Source organism: Aquitalea pelogenes, from assembly GCF_041914625.1.
Taxonomy (GTDB): Bacteria; Pseudomonadota; Gammaproteobacteria; order Burkholderiales; family Chromobacteriaceae; genus Aquitalea; species Aquitalea pelogenes.
The window spans coordinates 1-13,911 of record NZ_JAYSDA010000025.1 but is presented as its reverse complement, the minus strand read 5'-3'; the positions used below and the strand labels follow the sequence as shown (position 1 = coordinate 13,911).

13 protein-coding genes and 1 riboswitch are annotated in these 13,911 nt (G+C 62.1%); of the genes, 6 read left to right on the top strand and 7 right to left on the bottom strand.

What is annotated here, in order from left to right; genetic code table 11:
* Positions 1-56: 56 nt before the first annotated feature.
* Positions 57-1,124, bottom strand: a complete 1,068-nt coding sequence (alr, locus tag ACE3SE_RS17120) for an alanine racemase (protein WP_374557087.1) — start codon at positions 1,122-1,124, stop codon at positions 57-59.
* Positions 1,125-1,128: 4 nt separating this feature from the next.
* Positions 1,129-2,439 (bottom strand): D-amino acid dehydrogenase, encoded by a 1,311-nt coding sequence (locus tag ACE3SE_RS17115; protein WP_089084616.1) that lies wholly within the window; start codon positions 2,437-2,439, stop codon positions 1,129-1,131.
* Between the two features lie 135 nt (positions 2,440-2,574).
* Between ACE3SE_RS17115 and ACE3SE_RS17110 the strand changes: the two genes are divergently transcribed.
* The 3 genes from ACE3SE_RS17110 (at position 2,575) to ACE3SE_RS17100 (ending at position 5,045) form a co-directional block, all read left to right on the top strand.
* Entirely contained in the window at positions 2,575-3,063 is a 489-nt protein-coding gene (locus tag ACE3SE_RS17110; RefSeq protein ID WP_045846107.1) for an Lrp/AsnC ligand binding domain-containing protein, read from the top strand.
* Between the two features lie 245 nt (positions 3,064-3,308).
* Entirely contained in the window at positions 3,309-4,433 is a 1,125-nt protein-coding gene (locus ACE3SE_RS17105) for a methyl-accepting chemotaxis protein (RefSeq protein ID WP_374557085.1), read from the top strand.
* A 102-nt stretch (positions 4,434-4,535) separates the two neighbouring features.
* Positions 4,536-5,045 carry a YbaK/EbsC family protein gene (locus ACE3SE_RS17100; protein WP_374557083.1) on the top strand — a complete coding sequence of 170 codons (510 nt, stop codon included), beginning with the start codon at positions 4,536-4,538 and terminating at the stop codon, positions 5,043-5,045.
* Positions 5,046-5,052: 7 nt separating this feature from the next.
* Here the strand turns inward: ACE3SE_RS17100 and ACE3SE_RS17095 are convergent, their stop codons facing one another.
* The 4 genes from ACE3SE_RS17095 to ACE3SE_RS17080 are packed head-to-tail and all read right to left on the bottom strand — an operon-like array spanning position 5,053 to position 9,128.
* Positions 5,053-6,006: an ABC transporter ATP-binding protein gene (locus ACE3SE_RS17095; protein WP_374557081.1), complete on the bottom strand. Its 954-nt coding sequence runs from the start codon at positions 6,004-6,006 to the stop codon at positions 5,053-5,055.
* A 1-nt stretch (position 6,007) separates the two neighbouring features.
* Positions 6,008-7,555 carry an ABC transporter permease gene (locus tag ACE3SE_RS17090; RefSeq protein WP_374557079.1) on the bottom strand — a complete coding sequence of 516 codons (1,548 nt, stop codon included), beginning with the start codon at positions 7,553-7,555 and terminating at the stop codon, positions 6,008-6,010.
* Complete coding sequence (locus tag ACE3SE_RS17085) at positions 7,552-8,121, bottom strand: GNAT family N-acetyltransferase (RefSeq protein WP_374557077.1); 570 nt, start codon at positions 8,119-8,121, stop codon at positions 7,552-7,554. The genes ACE3SE_RS17090 and ACE3SE_RS17085 overlap by 4 nt, the downstream gene beginning before the upstream one ends.
* A complete protein-coding gene (locus ACE3SE_RS17080; RefSeq protein WP_374557075.1) occupies positions 8,121-9,128 on the bottom strand; it encodes a thiamine ABC transporter substrate-binding protein in 1,008 nt (335 codons plus the stop codon). Before ACE3SE_RS17080 ends, ACE3SE_RS17085 begins: the two co-directional genes overlap by 1 nt.
* A gap of 56 nt (positions 9,129-9,184) precedes the next feature.
* Positions 9,185-9,276, bottom strand: a riboswitch (TPP riboswitch).
* Positions 9,277-9,455: 179 nt separating this feature from the next.
* On the opposite strand from ACE3SE_RS17080, the gene ACE3SE_RS17075 reads away from it, so the two are divergent.
* From ACE3SE_RS17075 to ACE3SE_RS17065, 3 genes are all read left to right on the top strand, one after another.
* A complete protein-coding gene (locus ACE3SE_RS17075) occupies positions 9,456-9,791 on the top strand; it encodes a hypothetical protein (protein WP_374557073.1) in 336 nt (111 codons plus the stop codon).
* 108 nt (positions 9,792-9,899) lie between these two features.
* The gene (locus tag ACE3SE_RS17070) at positions 9,900-11,342 is read left to right on the top strand and encodes a DUF1800 domain-containing protein (protein WP_374557071.1); all 1,443 of its coding nucleotides are present in this window, start codon (positions 9,900-9,902) and stop codon (positions 11,340-11,342) included.
* A gap of 21 nt (positions 11,343-11,363) precedes the next feature.
* Positions 11,364-12,551: a DUF1501 domain-containing protein gene (locus tag ACE3SE_RS17065; protein ID WP_374557069.1), complete on the top strand. Its 1,188-nt coding sequence runs from the start codon at positions 11,364-11,366 to the stop codon at positions 12,549-12,551.
* Here the strand turns inward: ACE3SE_RS17065 and ACE3SE_RS17060 are convergent.
* On the bottom strand, positions 12,548-13,216 hold the full coding sequence (locus tag ACE3SE_RS17060) for a hypothetical protein (RefSeq protein ID WP_374557067.1): 669 nt from the start codon (positions 13,214-13,216) through the stop codon (positions 12,548-12,550). The two genes, ACE3SE_RS17065 and ACE3SE_RS17060, sit on opposite strands and share 4 nt — an antisense overlap.
* Positions 13,217-13,911: the final 695 nt, after the last annotated feature.

The following is a 13,911-nucleotide window of genomic DNA, read 5'->3' as shown; positions in this document are numbered from 1 at the left end:
AAAATGCCCGGCAACGCCGGGCGAGAGACAAAGTACTACACAAAGCACAAGGAAAATCAGTCGTAGCTAAAGTGCGCGCGTTTCACATTGCACAGCACTTCGTAGGAAATGGTGCCCGCCTGGGCCGCCACCTCATTGATGTGGATGGTGTCGCCCCACAGCTCCACCTCGCTGCCGATGCCCGCCTGCGGCAGATCGGTCAGGTCCACCGTCATCATGTCCATCGACACGCGGCCGATCACGCGCGAGCGCACGCCATCAATCGCCACCGGGCTGCCGGTGGAAGCAAGACGCGGATAGCCATCGGCATAACCACAAGCAATCAGGCCCACGCGGGTGGGACGCTCGGCGACAAAGCTGGCGCCATAGCCCACCGGTTCGCCAGCGGCCAGTTCGCGCACACCAAACACGCGGGTGCTCAAACGCATTACCGGCTGCAAGGCAGCGCCCTGATCGAAACCGGCCGGCAGCGGCGAGGCACCGTACAGCATGATGCCGGCGCGGTTCCACTGGCGGTGCGAGCGTTCGTGGCACAGGATGCCTGCTGAGTTGGCAATGCTCTCCTCGCCGGACAGATAGCGGCATACGCTGTCAAACGCTTCCAGCTGGGCATGGGTGGCAGACAACTGCGGTTCGTCGGCACGGGCAAAGTGGCTCATCTTGACGATCTTGCCTACCTTGCCACTGGCCATCAGCTTGCAATGCGCGGCAGCGTAGTCCTGCGGGAAGAAACCGGCGCGATGCATGCCGGAATCCATCTTCAGCCACACGGTGTAAGGCTTGGCCGGATTGGCCTGCAGCACCATCTCCAGCTGTTGCTGGCTTTGCACCACAAACCACAGATCATGCTGTTCGACATCGGCCAGTTCGGCCGCTTCGAACACGCCTTCCAGCAGCACGATGGGCAAGGTCACCCCGCCTTCGCGCAGCTGGATGGCCTCTTCCAGACAAGCCACGGCAAAACCGTCGGCCACATCGGCCAGCGCCTGGGCACAGCGCACCGCGCCGTGGCCATAGGCATTGGCCTTGATTACCGCCAGGGTCGGGCCACCGGCCTGCTGTTTGGCCTGTAGGTAGTTATGGCGCAGCTTGTCCAGACGGATACTGGCAATCAGCGGGCGCATGCGCTTACGCTCCGGCGTTGGCGGTGCGGGAGTGCATCGGCACTACCAGGGTTTCGCCCTGCTTGGCGTAACGCTGGATGGACAGGCCGTCCACGCTGATTTCCGGCTGTACGCCGACAATCTGGTCGGCCAGCACCTTGCCGGAACCGGCGCTCATGGTCCAGCCCAGCGTGCCGTGGCCGGTATTGAGCGACAGGTTGGCATAGCGGGTGGCACCGATGATGGGGGTGCCATCCGGGGTCATCGGACGCAGGCCGGTCCAGAAGGTGGCTGCCGGAATGTCGCCACCATCCGGGTACAGGTCGCCCACCACCAGCTCCAGCGTTTCACGACGACGCGGGTTGAGGTCCAGGTTGTAACCGGCCAGCTCGGCCATGCCGCCCACGCGGATGCGGTCGTTGAAACGGGTGATGGCTACCTTGTAGGTTTCGTCCAGAATGGTGGAAACCGGGGCCATGGCCGGGTTGGTGATCGGCACGGTCAGCGAATAGCCCTTGACCGGGTATACCGGAATATCAATGCCCAGGTTTTGCAGCAGATCACGCGAGTAGCTGCCCAGTGCCACCACGTAGTGGTCGGCGGTCAGCATTTCGTCGCCGATGCGCACGCCGGTGATGCGGCCGTTATGGGTTTCGATGGCGCTGATGTTGACGCCAAAGCGGAACTTCACGCCCTTGGCGGCAGCCAGCTCGGCCAGACGGCTGGTAAACAGGTTGCAGTCGCCGGTTTCGTCGTTCGGCAGTTGCAGGCCGCCGGTCAGCTTGTGCTTTACCTTGGCCAGTGCCGGTTCCACACGGGCGCAGCCGTCCGGGTCCAGCACATTGAAGTCCACGCCACACTCCTTGAGCACGGCAATATCCTTGGCCATGCCCTCTACTTGTGCCTGCGAGCGGAACAGCTGCAGGGTGCCGCCCTGACGGCCTTCGTAATCCAGGCCGGTTTCGGCGCGCAGTTCCTTGATCTTGTCGCGGCTGTATTCCGCCAGGCGCATCATGCGGCCCTTGTTGATGGCGTAGGATTTTTCATTGCAGTTGGCCAGCATCTTGGCAATCCACTGCAACTGGTAAACGCTGCCATCCGGCTGAATGGCCAGCGGCGCATGGCGCTGGAACATCCACTTGATGGCCTTGGTCGGGATGCCGGGAGCCGCCCACGGTGCGGAATAACCCGGGGAAATCTGGCCTGCATTGCCGAAGCTGGTTTCCAGTGCCACACCGTCCTGACGCTCCAGAACAGTCACGTCCACACCAGCCTTGGCCAGATACCATGCAGTGGATACACCCACCACGCCACCACCCAGAACGATTACCTTCATTTCCTCTTTCTCCGTGCCGCGCATCATGCGCTTAGTGATTTTGTGTAGTATATTTATTTCAATGCAGTTTTTTTCACCAAATTAATACAAAGTCACATTCAATTTTCCTGCGAAATTACACTTTGATAGTGAATCATGAAAGTAAAACACACGCACGCCAGAGAACTGGACAAGATCGATCTTAAGATATTGAAATGGTTGCAGAAAAACGGCCGCATCGCCATGACGGAGCTGGCGGAAAAGGTGGGCCTCTCCACCACGCCCTGCACCGAACGGGTAAGGCGGCTGGAGCGCGACGGCGTGATCGAAGGCTATTACGCCCGGCTCAACCCGCACGCCATGGGCGCATCACTGCTGGTATTCGTGGAGATCAAGCTGTCGGCCAAGTCGGGCAATATCTTTGACGCCTTCCGCCGTGAAATCCAGAACATCCCGGAAATCCTGGAATGCCACCTGGTATCCGGTGAATACGACTACCTGATCAAGGCGCGCATTCCGGACATGTCGATGTACCGCAAGCTGCTGGGAGAAATTCTGCTGCAACTGCCCAATGCCAATGAATCACGCAGCTATGTGGTAATGGAAGAAGTCAAGGAAACCCATATGCTGGCCCTGCCGGAGTAATCCCTGCCTTGCCGGTCCACAAGTCCCGCCCCTCGGGCGGGCTACCTGTACTTGTGGGAAGGAGATGATAATCATTCTTGCTTTTCAAGCATCCCGCCGTTTATACCTGATTAATTTTTCTGGTTTCCCGGTAACACCTGGCTCGTTCCCTTTTGCATTCAGTCCTCCAGCACTTGCGCTTGCCCTCCTGCCGCTACACATGGCCGGCACAAGCGCTTGGCGGACCCCACTGACAGGAGTGCATCATGTTCGGATTCGGCAACAAAAATCAGGTTCAGCAGGATTGCGAGAAACAAATCTACCAATTCACCGCCATGCTGGACCATGTGGACAACCTCATCATGCTGGCTGATACCAGCGCCGATAACGTCATCTTCTACATGAACCGCACCGCGCGGGATGTACTGGCCCATCACCGCAGCGCAATGAACGAGAAATTCCGTGCCGGGGTTGATGTCAACAACGCCTTCCAGCACAGCATTCACCAGTTTCACCGCGACCCGGAACGCATCCGCCGCATCCTGAACGACATTGCCGCACGGCGCATTACCCATCATGAAGCCTTGATTCCCGTGGGTGGTGTCACCTTCAAGACCAAGGTGTTTCCCATCTGGGATGCACAGGACAACAACAAGCTGCTCTGTTTCATGGCCAGTTTCCAGGACATTTCAGCCGAAGTGGAAGCCCAGAGGCTGCGCGATGCCAACGACCAGCGCCGCCTGTTTCTGGAAGATCGCATTGGCGAGCTTTCCGGCAATGTCCAGGCCATGACGGCCACCATCGAAATGGTAGCCGTACGCACGGCATCCGCCTCGGACTCGTCCAATGAAATGCTGAACCGGGCACGCAAGGGCAAGAGCATGATTGAAAACAACTCATCTGCCATGCGGGCCGTGAGCGAGCTGGTGAGCGGCACAGCGGACAATCTGGGTTCGCTGGGCAAGCAATCGGAAACCATTGGCCAGATCGTCAGCGTGATCAAGGACATTGCCGACCAGACCAACCTGCTGGCGCTGAACGCCGCCATCGAAGCGGCCCGTGCGGGGGAAATGGGCCGTGGCTTTGCCGTGGTGGCCGATGAAGTGCGCAAGCTGGCCGAGCGCACCACCAAGGCAACGCAGGAAATCGGCAGCATGATCCGGGATATCCAGCAGGAAGTGCACAGCAATATCAGTTCGATGGACAAGGGGCGCGATCAGGTAAAAGCCACCGAGCGCGACTTTGCCGAAGCCGAAGCCGCCATTGTTGACATTGTCGATCAAATCAACCATGTGCGCGATTTTGTCATCGAAATCGCCAATGCCGCAGAAGAACAGGCCGCCACCGCGCAGGACATCAGCGACAAACTGGCAGACATCGCCAGCCACTGAAGCCTTGCCGACAAGCCAGCGGGGATGACACCGCACACGACTTGCCAGCCAGCCAGTCAGCGTTTAGTGTGATGTGCCATCCCAACCTTCTCCGTCTGCCCCATGAGCCTGCAATCCGTCCGCGACTTTTTTGCCGCCCGCAATCTGGATATTCCCATCATCGAGCTGGAAGTCAGCACCGCCACCGTGGCGCTGGCCGCCGAAGCCCACGGCGTGGAGCCGGGGCGCATTGCCAAAACCCTGTCTTTTCGCCTGAATGGCGGTGAGGTAATCATTCTGGTCACCCGTGGCGATGCGCGCATCGACAACCGCAAGTTCAAGGAAGCCTTCGGCAAGGGCAAGATGCTGGCCGTGGAAGAAGTGGTGGAGCTGACCGGCCACCCGGTAGGCGGTGTCTGCCCGTTTGGCCTGGCTCAGCCGCTACCGGTATATATGGATGCCTCGCTGCGCGACTTTGACGAGGTTCTTCCGGCAGCCGGGGCCATTCACAGCGCGGTACGCATCACCCCGGCACTGATGGCCGAGATTACCGATGCCCGCTGGGTGGATGTGTGCCAGCCCAGCGCCGATAGCGGCAGTACCTGCACGCTCAGCGCGACGGCCACCAGCTAGGTGCGGCTCAGGCGGCGGCGTAGCGCAGCATGGCGCTGCGGTCTATGCCCACCGCCAGCGTGCCACCCACCTGCAAGTTGGCACCATAGCGTGCCAGCTCTCGCGCTGACAGGGTCAGCGTCAACTCCCCGTCCATGCTGGCCACCGTCACCCGCACGCCGTCCGCCAGCTGGATGATGCGTTGCACCTGTGCCAGCGGCTGGTCCGCGCCCAGGCACAGGGCCTGCTCCGGCACCACGCCCTCCTCCAGCACGTTTTCATAGCCGATAAAGCGCGCCAGCCAGGGCGTGGCCGGTGCCGCCAGCAGTTGCGCCGGGCTGGCGCATTGCACAATGCGACCATCCTTGAGCACGGCCACGCGGTCGGCCAGGGCAAAAGCCTCTTCCCGGTCGTGGGTCACCAGCATGGCCGGCATGCGCTGGCGCTGTAATTGCTGGCGGAATTCCAGCTGCAACTGGCGGCGCAAGTCGGCATCCAGACTGGAAAACGGCTCGTCCAGCAACAGCAGCCGCGGTGCTGTCACCAGCGCCCGCGCCAGTGCCACGCGCTGTTGCTCGCCGCCGGACAAGGTCCACACCTTGCGGGTTTCCATACCGGCCAGACCCAGTTGCTGCAAGCAGGCGCGCGCCTGCTGCTGTGCCGCCGGGCGGGCCAGGCCGCGCTCACGCAGGCCGAAACAGACATTGCCCAATACGTCCAGATGCGGAAACAGGGCAAAGTCCTGAAACATCAGCGCAAAGCCACGCTGCTCCACCGGCACGGCAGCCAGGTCCTGCCCGTCAAACAGCATACGGCCGCTATCTACCGGCTCCAGCCCGGCAATCATCTTCAGCATGGTGCTTTTGCCGCCGCCGGACGGCCCCAGCAAGGCCAGTACCTCGCCCTTGGCCAGTTGCAGGCTCAGCCTGTCGGCCACCAGCTTGTCGCCAAAGCGCTTGCATACCCCATCCAGTTGCAGCATCTCAGGACTCCTTCTTCAATGGGCGCTCGGCAGCCGATGGCCATTCGATCGCCACAAACGCCAGCAAGGCCAGCAGCATCAGCACAGCGGACAACAACATGGCCAGCGCGGCATTGTCCGGACCGGGCCGCCCCAGCCGCTGGTAAATCAGTGTGGTGAGCGTCAGCCACTCCGGCCGGGACAAAAACAGGGTGACGGCAAACTCGCCCAGCGCGGTGGCAGCGGCAAAGGCCAGGCCACGGCGGAAAGCCGGTTGCAACAAGGGCCACAGCACGCGGGTAAAGGTTCGCAGCGGCGATGCGCCCAGACTGCGCGCTGCCTGCGGCCAATGCGGCGGCAGGCTGTCCAGCGCACCGGCCAGGCTACGCGCCACAAAGGGATAGGCCAGCAAGGCATAGGTGGCCAGCAGCAAGGCCAGGCTGGCCGTCCATTTCGGATAAAGCAGCAGCAGGCCAAACGCCAGGCACACCGGCGACACGATGAAGGGCAGAAAGGCCAAGGCCCGCAAAGCGAGGCTGGTGCGCGCAGCCAGCGCATGCAGGCAGCCCAGTCCCGCCGCCAACAGCACAGCCAGTGCGCTGAAGCGGGCCGAATTGAACAGTGCCAGACGCACATCTTCATCCGCCAGCATTTCCGGCCCCAGCAGCCACAAGGCCTGGGCCGCCTTCCACAGCACGGCCAGCAGCGGCAAACCGCCAAACAACAGCAGCACCGCCAGTGCCGCCAAGAGTTGCAGCCATTGTGCGCCTTGCGGTGGGCGCGGCGGCAGCGGGTCCACCTTCAGCGGTGCGGCCAGGCTGCGTTCCAGCCAGGCATACAGCGTGGCCATCAGCCCGGTCACCAGCAGCATCAGCACGGCCAGTGCACCGGCATCGGCCAGATTCAGCTCGTAAGCCACCAACTGGTAGATTTCCACCTCCACCGTGGCATAACGCTGTCCGCCCAGCAGCAGCGCCAGACCAAAACCGGAGAAGCAATACAGAAACACCAGACACAACGCAGACCACAACCAGGGCCGCACTGCCGGCCACTCCACCCGCCAGAACACCCGCCACGGCGTGGCACCCAGCGTGCGCGCAGCGGCAATCCGGCTGGCCGGTATCAGGGACAAGCCTTCACACGCGGCACGAATCACCAGTGGCAGATTGAAAAACAGATTGCCGTACAGCAGCAGCCAGGGCGTGTCCTGCAGATTGATACCCAGCAAGCCTTGCGGGCCGAACAGCGCCAGCACGCCCATGCCGGCCACCAGCGTGGGCATGACAAAGGGCAGCATCAGCAGGCGCAGTGTCAGGCTGCGCCCCGGAAACTGATAGCGCGCCAGACACCAGGCCAGCGGCAGGCCCACCAGCAGCGCGGCCACACAGCTGGCGGCTGCTTGCAGCAGGGACCAGACAATACGCCATTGCAGGTAGGAATCGGCCAGCAGGCCAACAGAAAATTGCCCCTGCCCCTCGTGCAGCAAACGCAGCAAGGGCAGGATGGACATCAGCAGCAGAAAGGCCAGCGGCAACAGCGCCAGCGCAAGGGCACGGCGACGCGCTGTCATGCATGGTCCTGCTGGAAGGGCCAGTCGGCCACCAGCACGTCTTCCGGACCGTCCTCCGGGTCTTCCACCCGCTCCAGCCAGCGAAAGCCCAGCCGGGCCGCCAGTTGCTGCGAAGGCAGATTGTCCGGGCTGATGGACAAGACAAAACGCTTTACCCCGGCGGTGTGTACCGCCCAGTCGGCGCAGGCGGTCAAGGCTTCGGTGGCATAGCCCTGACGACGGAATTCCGGCAGCACGGTGTAGCCCAGCTCCACATCACCGCGTCCGGCCAGATAAGGATGACCGGGGCAGGTATGGAAATTGATATGCCCCACCAGCTGGCCGGTTTCGCGCAACAGCATGGCGCGCATCGACCACGGCGCGTAGTCCGGTTCGTTTTCCATCTGCTCCAGCCGCAGCGACATCACGGCCGCTTCTTCCAGCCAGTCCAGCGGCACCTCACTACCCAGTGCCACGGCCGCCTCGGCCAGGCGCGCATCAATACAGGCCCGCAGCATGTCCGGCGTCAGATGACGCAGGATCAGCCGCGGGCTGAGGATGTCGGCAATCGCGGGGCTGGTGTGCATTACTGGCCGGACTTCAGCACGATGCGGGTCCACTTGCCTACCCAGGCGGTGGTCTTGGCGGCAATCTGGCGGCTATCCGGCGTGGTGTGCGCCGTCGGTTTTTCCGCATGCTGGAATACCGGGTCCAGCGCGATGCGCGGCTGTACCGGGTACATCCACATGCTGGTGGGAATATCCTTCTGCACCGCGTCCGAACGCAGGAATTCGACAAACTTGCGCGCCAGCGCCGCTTCCTTGCCGCCCTTCACCAGCGCCGCGCCTTCCACTTGCTGGAACACGGCACCGGGCAGCAACAGGTTACCGGTCGGCGAGGCCGTCAGTTTTTCCTTGCTGTAGAACACTTCCGCCGCCGGGCTGGTGGCATAGCTCACCACGATGGGGCGGGCACCGCCATTGCGGGAGAAGTCGGTGTAATAGGCTTCGGTCCAGCCCTTGCTCACCTTCACGCCGTTATCGCGCAGCTTGCCCCAGAAGGCCATGGCCTTGGCTTCGCCCATGGCGGAAATGGTGGACAGCAAGAATGCCAGACCGGGGCTGGAGGTGGCCGGGTTTTCCACCACCAGCAGGTCCTTGTAGGCCGGACGGGTCAGGTCATCCAGGGTTTTGGGCAGCGGCAACTGCTTTTTGGCAAACCAGGCCTTGTCGTAGTTGAGCGTGACATAACCGTAATCGATGCTCACCGCGCCGGGCAGCGACACCGCGCCGCCCTTGTCGCTCATCGGCAGCAGCACACCGGCCGTTTCGGCCTTGCCAATCAGGGTGTTGTCGATGCCGTACACCACGTCGGCAATCGGGTTGGCGCGGGTCAGGATCAGCTTGTTGACCATCTCCCCGGCATCCCCCGCCTTGATGATGCTCAGCTTGACGCCGTTCTGCTTCTCGAACTCGGCCAGCAGCGGCTTGGCCACGGCAAAAGAACTATGGGTGAGTACGCGCAACTCGGCAGCGTGGGACAGTCCTGCGGCCAGCAGCGCGGCCAGCAAGGTGGTGGTTTTGAACAATTGCATGACATTCTCCGTGCGACAAAGCGCAATCGCAGGAGCAAGCGAAACAACAGACGGGTTGGCCTTCTGCATCACGCTCCCTCCGCTGGCATTATCCAGTTCAGGTTCTAGGGTGTTTCTCAGCCCGCGCGGGGCACCCCTGGTGATTGGCGGCATCCTTCAGATACCTGCCGACATGTCCGCTTACAAGGCGTTACCCGTTTTTCACGAAAATTAACACCCTGCCGCCAACAAACAATGGATTGTACACACTTTCCCGCCATGATGAATTCACAACAACAGCACGCTTGTTCAACCGCAGCAACAACAGATAACCCAGGGAGCACCACCATGAAACTGTCTACCCGCATCATGCTGATCAGCCTGTCCGCCGTCACCTTCGCCAGCCTGTCCGCCACCGCATCGGCCGAAACCGAATGGCAAAAACAGCACCCGCGCCGCGCCGAAGTGAAGCACCGTCTGGCCAATCAGGACAAGCGCATCCATCAGGAACGCAAGGAAGGCGAAATCAGCAAGCAACAAGCGCACGAACTGCACCAGCAAGACCGCGCCATCCGCCAGCAGGAACGTGCCGATGCCCGCCTGCACCACGGCCACATCACCAAGCAGGAACAAAAAACCCTGAACCAGGAAGAAAACACGGTCAGCAAGGAAATCGGCAAGTAAAATCCAGCCATGGGCAGGCCGCCCGCCAGCCCATTCTTAGCGCCTCCCGCAGCACTGGCAGCAGCTACCACGCCGTGTTGCGGGCCGGTTTTTGCTGCGAGGCCATCCGTGAACATTGTCATCCGTCTGCTTCTGCTTGCCATGCTACCGCTGCAAGCCTGGGCCGGTATCGGCGAGGCTGGTGCGCGTCATTTGCTGTCCCGTACCGGTTTCGGGGCAAATCCGGCGCAAATTGCCCTGTATGCACCGCTCAGCCGCCAGCAGGCGGTGGACCGACTGCTCGATCACGTCAGCTACACCGCCCTCACCGCCCCGCCCGCCTGGGTCAACGAACCGTTTGAACGACCGGGCAAGCCCAATCTGACTGAAGACGAAAAGAAAGCCCTGCAAAAAGAGCGCAACGAACATGCGCTGGAACTGCGCGGCTGGTGGCTGGAAGAAATGCGCATCAGCCCCAGCCCGCTGACCGAAAAAATGACCCTGTTCTGGCACAACCATCTTGTTTCCGCCCTGGACAAGGTGGGCGTGCCGCAGCTGATGTATCAACAGAATGTTTTGCTGCGCAAGCAGGCGGTGGGCAACTTCGGCCAGCTATTGCATGCCATCGCCCGCGACCCGGCCATGATGCGCTACCTGGACACGGTGAATAACCGCAAGGGCCAGCCTAATGAAAACTTTGCCCGCGAGGTGATGGAACTGTTCACTCTTGGCGAAGGCCATTACAGCGAGCAGGACATCCGCGAAGCCGCCCGCGCCTTTACCGGCTGGTCGCTGGACAAGGACTTCCAGTTTGTCTACCGGCCGAACCTGCATGACAACGGCGACAAGACCATCTTTGGCCAGCAGGGCAATTTCGACGGTGACGACGTGCTGGACATGCTGCTGCGCAAGCCGCAAACCGCCCGCTTTGTCACCCTCAAGCTGTGGAAATACCTGGTTTCTCCCACACCGAACGAGGCCGACATCCAGCGCCTGTCCGCGCTGTTCTACCGCGACAATTACGAAATCCGCCCGTTGCTGCGTGCCATGCTGCTAACCCCGGCATTCTGGAACAGCCAGGGCCAGCTGGTGAAATCGCCGGTGGAACTGACCGTAGGTACGCTGGTGACCTTCGACCTCACCCCGCCGGACTGGCGCGCGCTGGCCGGACTTAACCGCCAGCTGGGGCAGGACGTGTTCAACCCGCCCAATGTCAAGGGCTGGCCCGGTGGCGATAGCTGGATCAACAGCACCACCCTGCTCACCCGCAAACAGTTTCTCGACCGCCTGAGCCACGACGCCGCCCCCATCCGCAACAGCTTTGTCATGGCCGATGGCCAGATGGACGAACAACGTGGCCGCGAAGCCCGCATCCACCGCCTGGTGCAGGCCGGTCTGCGCCCCATCAAGCTGCAACCGGACGAATGGGCCGCCATCTACCACGTCAACACTGCTGCCGATGCCACACGCCTGCTGCTGGCCGTCCCCCCGGCCCAGCCGCTGCCTGCCGACATGAATGGCGCACAGGCCATTGCGCCGCTGCTGCTGGACCCGGCCTACCAGGTGCACTGAACCGCCCACAAGGACACTGCCATGTTTCAACGCCGCGAATTTCTCAAAGCCATGAGTGCCGGCCTGCTGGTATCGGTACTGCCCAATCTCAGCTATGCACTGGCCCCGGCCGGCTACCAGCGCCTGCTGGTACTGGTGGAACTCAAGGGTGGCAATGACGGGTTGAACACCGTCATCCCCTACAGCAGCGACGACTATTACCGCCTGCGCCCCAGCATCGGTATTGCCCGCCCGCAAGTACTGCAACTGAGCGAACAAGTGGGCCTGCACCCGGCCATGCAAAGCCTGCTGCCGCTGTGGCAAAAGCAGGAAGTGGCCGTGCTGCAAGGCGTAGGCTACCCGGAGCCCAATCTGTCCCACTTCCGTTCCATCGAAATCTGGGAAACCGCCTCGGCCAGCAACCAGTATCTGGGCGAAGGCTGGCTCAGTCGCCTGTTTCGCAGCCAGCCCACCCCGCCCGGTTTTGCTGCCGATGGCGTGGTGCTGTCCAGCCAGAACCTGGGCCCGCTGGATGGTGGTGCCCGCGCCGTGGTGCTGAACAATCCGCAAGACTTTGCCCGTCAGGCCAAGCTGGCGGCGGACCAGCAAGCCGGCGCGCACAGCAGCGCGCTGTCCCACATCCTGAAAGTGGAAGGCGACATCCGCACCGCCGCCAGCGCCCTGCAACAACCGGTGATGAAGCCGCCAGCCAACCCGGCCGACGCCCCCACCGCTCCCCCCAAAGCAGTCGGCGGCTTTGCCCAGGCCATCAACACCCTGGCTGATATCCTGCAAAACGGCACCCGCATTGCCGTGGCGCGCATCACCCTTACCGGTTTTGACACCCACGGCAGCCAGCAGCCCACCCAGGCCCGCCTGCTGGGCGAACTGGCCGACGGACTGGCCCTGCTCAAAGCCCGCATGCAGGCCCAAGGCCGCTGGGACGACACCCTGGTATTGAGTTATGCCGAATTTGGCCGCCGCCCGCGCGAAAACGGCAATCGCGGCACCGACCACGGCACCGCCAACAGCCACTTCCTGCTGGGTGGCCGCGTCAAGGGCGGCCTGTACGGTCAAACCGCCCCGCTGGCCGGGCTGACCGACGGCAACCTGCCCTACGCCATCGACTTCCGCCAGCTGTACAGCACCGTGGTGCAGGACTGGTGGGGGAAAGACGCCACCAGCCTGTTCGGCCAGCGCTTTGGCCGGCTGCCGCTGCTACGCGCCTAAGCCCGCAGCGCCTGCTTTTGCATGCGCTCGGCCAGGCGCAAATGGCAAGCTGCCGCCAGTTTGACCAGCTCGCGCGTGCTGACCGGCAGCGCCCCGCCCGCTGCCACGCGCTCAGCCAAAGCCGCCAGCGTGCTCACCTCGGTCTGCAAGGCCACCGTTTTGCCGGATGGCCTGCGCTGCCCCTGCTCGGCCTGATAGTGCAGGGAAACCAGCCAGCGCGACTGCTGCCACTCCGCCTCCCCTGCCAATACCGATTCCCACACCGCCTGCCCCACCTGCCGCGCCGCTTCATCGGCCAGGGCATAAGCCAGTTGCAGCTTGTCGTGGCCGGGCGGCATGTCCTTGTGCAAGACGGGCAGCAGGGTGTGCTCCAGCCAGTGTTGCAGCTGTTGGGCCTGTGGTTTGCCACACGTGCGCAGGACATCGCGCAGTTCTGTTTCGCTCAAGGTAAGCAGGGCCGGGCCGCTGGCGGGCGTCAGCAGGCAACCAGCCTTCTTGCCCAGCGCGGTTTGCAGGGCGGTTTCATCCCGGTATTTGAGCAGTTTGGCGATATCGGCCGCGACAAAGCGCGGGCCTTGTGCCAATGGAAAGACACCAAGGGTTTTCTTGTTGAAGCGCAACTGGATGGGCGGGGAGGTACTACTGAGAGGTGGTGCTTTTTTCATGTCAGAAGCTCCATGTGGCAAACGAGTCATTGCCATCCTTCGCCAGACGGGTGGCAAGCCAAAGCGGGGCTGGCGAACCGGCACATGGACCCGGCAGACCGTAAGGTCTCCCCACCCGGCCCGCCATTGAAGACATGAAGGTACACGAGTGCAACAAGCAACTACCGGAGCAGTTGCGTGCCATATGCCAGGGTCGCCAGACCCATGCTGTGTTGTTACGCACAGGAGGCCAAGACTAAGAACCTGACAACAGGAGAACAAGGGTAAGGACCGCCGCAAACACTGGCAAGATGTGCAGGTATGTCAGCGTTTCGGATTTACCGCTGACACCTCCGGGCACATGCCTGCACCTTGCAGGAAAAATCCTCACCGCACATGGCGTTGGCAAAGTACCAGTCCGTAGGGCGGAAGCCCCGGCGTCACCGGGGCGTTCCGCCATGGTGCGAGTAGATACACCCTGCTTATGTGATCGAAATCACAGCGTTTTGCATCCGCTCACGCGGATGATGTGTTGAGTGCCGCTTCCGCGCGGCAGACGGGAAAGGGATCTTTGCTTGGCCAAAGATCCCTTTCATCCCTAAAGGCCACCCAGCAAGCATGGCCTGCGGCGTCCCTCCGGGGCCTGACACTGCTGCGGCAAGGCTGGAACTCGCGATTGGCTAACGTCCAATCGCTCAGACAGCCAGCCGCTTAAA

Coding starts and splice junctions, on each gene's coding strand:
- alr (WP_374557087.1), bottom strand. CDS start 1,124: ATGCGCCCGCTGATTGCCAGTATCCGTCTGGACAAGCTGCGCCATAAC.
- ACE3SE_RS17105 (WP_374557085.1), top strand. CDS start 3,309: ATGTTCGGATTCGGCAACAAAAATCAGGTTCAGCAGGATTGCGAGAAA.
- ACE3SE_RS17075 (WP_374557073.1), top strand. CDS start 9,456: ATGAAACTGTCTACCCGCATCATGCTGATCAGCCTGTCCGCCGTCACC.
- ACE3SE_RS17060 (WP_374557067.1), bottom strand. CDS start 13,216: ATGAAAAAAGCACCACCTCTCAGTAGTACCTCCCCGCCCATCCAGTTG.
- ACE3SE_RS17100 (WP_374557083.1), top strand. CDS start 4,536: ATGAGCCTGCAATCCGTCCGCGACTTTTTTGCCGCCCGCAATCTGGAT.
- ACE3SE_RS17115 (WP_089084616.1), bottom strand. CDS start 2,439: ATGAAGGTAATCGTTCTGGGTGGTGGCGTGGTGGGTGTATCCACTGCA.
- ACE3SE_RS17080 (WP_374557075.1), bottom strand. CDS start 9,128: ATGCAATTGTTCAAAACCACCACCTTGCTGGCCGCGCTGCTGGCCGCA.
- ACE3SE_RS17090 (WP_374557079.1), bottom strand. CDS start 7,555: ATGACAGCGCGTCGCCGTGCCCTTGCGCTGGCGCTGTTGCCGCTGGCC.
- ACE3SE_RS17085 (WP_374557077.1), bottom strand. CDS start 8,121: ATGCACACCAGCCCCGCGATTGCCGACATCCTCAGCCCGCGGCTGATC.
- ACE3SE_RS17095 (WP_374557081.1), bottom strand. CDS start 6,006: ATGCTGCAACTGGATGGGGTATGCAAGCGCTTTGGCGACAAGCTGGTG.
- ACE3SE_RS17110 (WP_045846107.1), top strand. CDS start 2,575: ATGAAAGTAAAACACACGCACGCCAGAGAACTGGACAAGATCGATCTT.
- ACE3SE_RS17065 (WP_374557069.1), top strand. CDS start 11,364: ATGTTTCAACGCCGCGAATTTCTCAAAGCCATGAGTGCCGGCCTGCTG.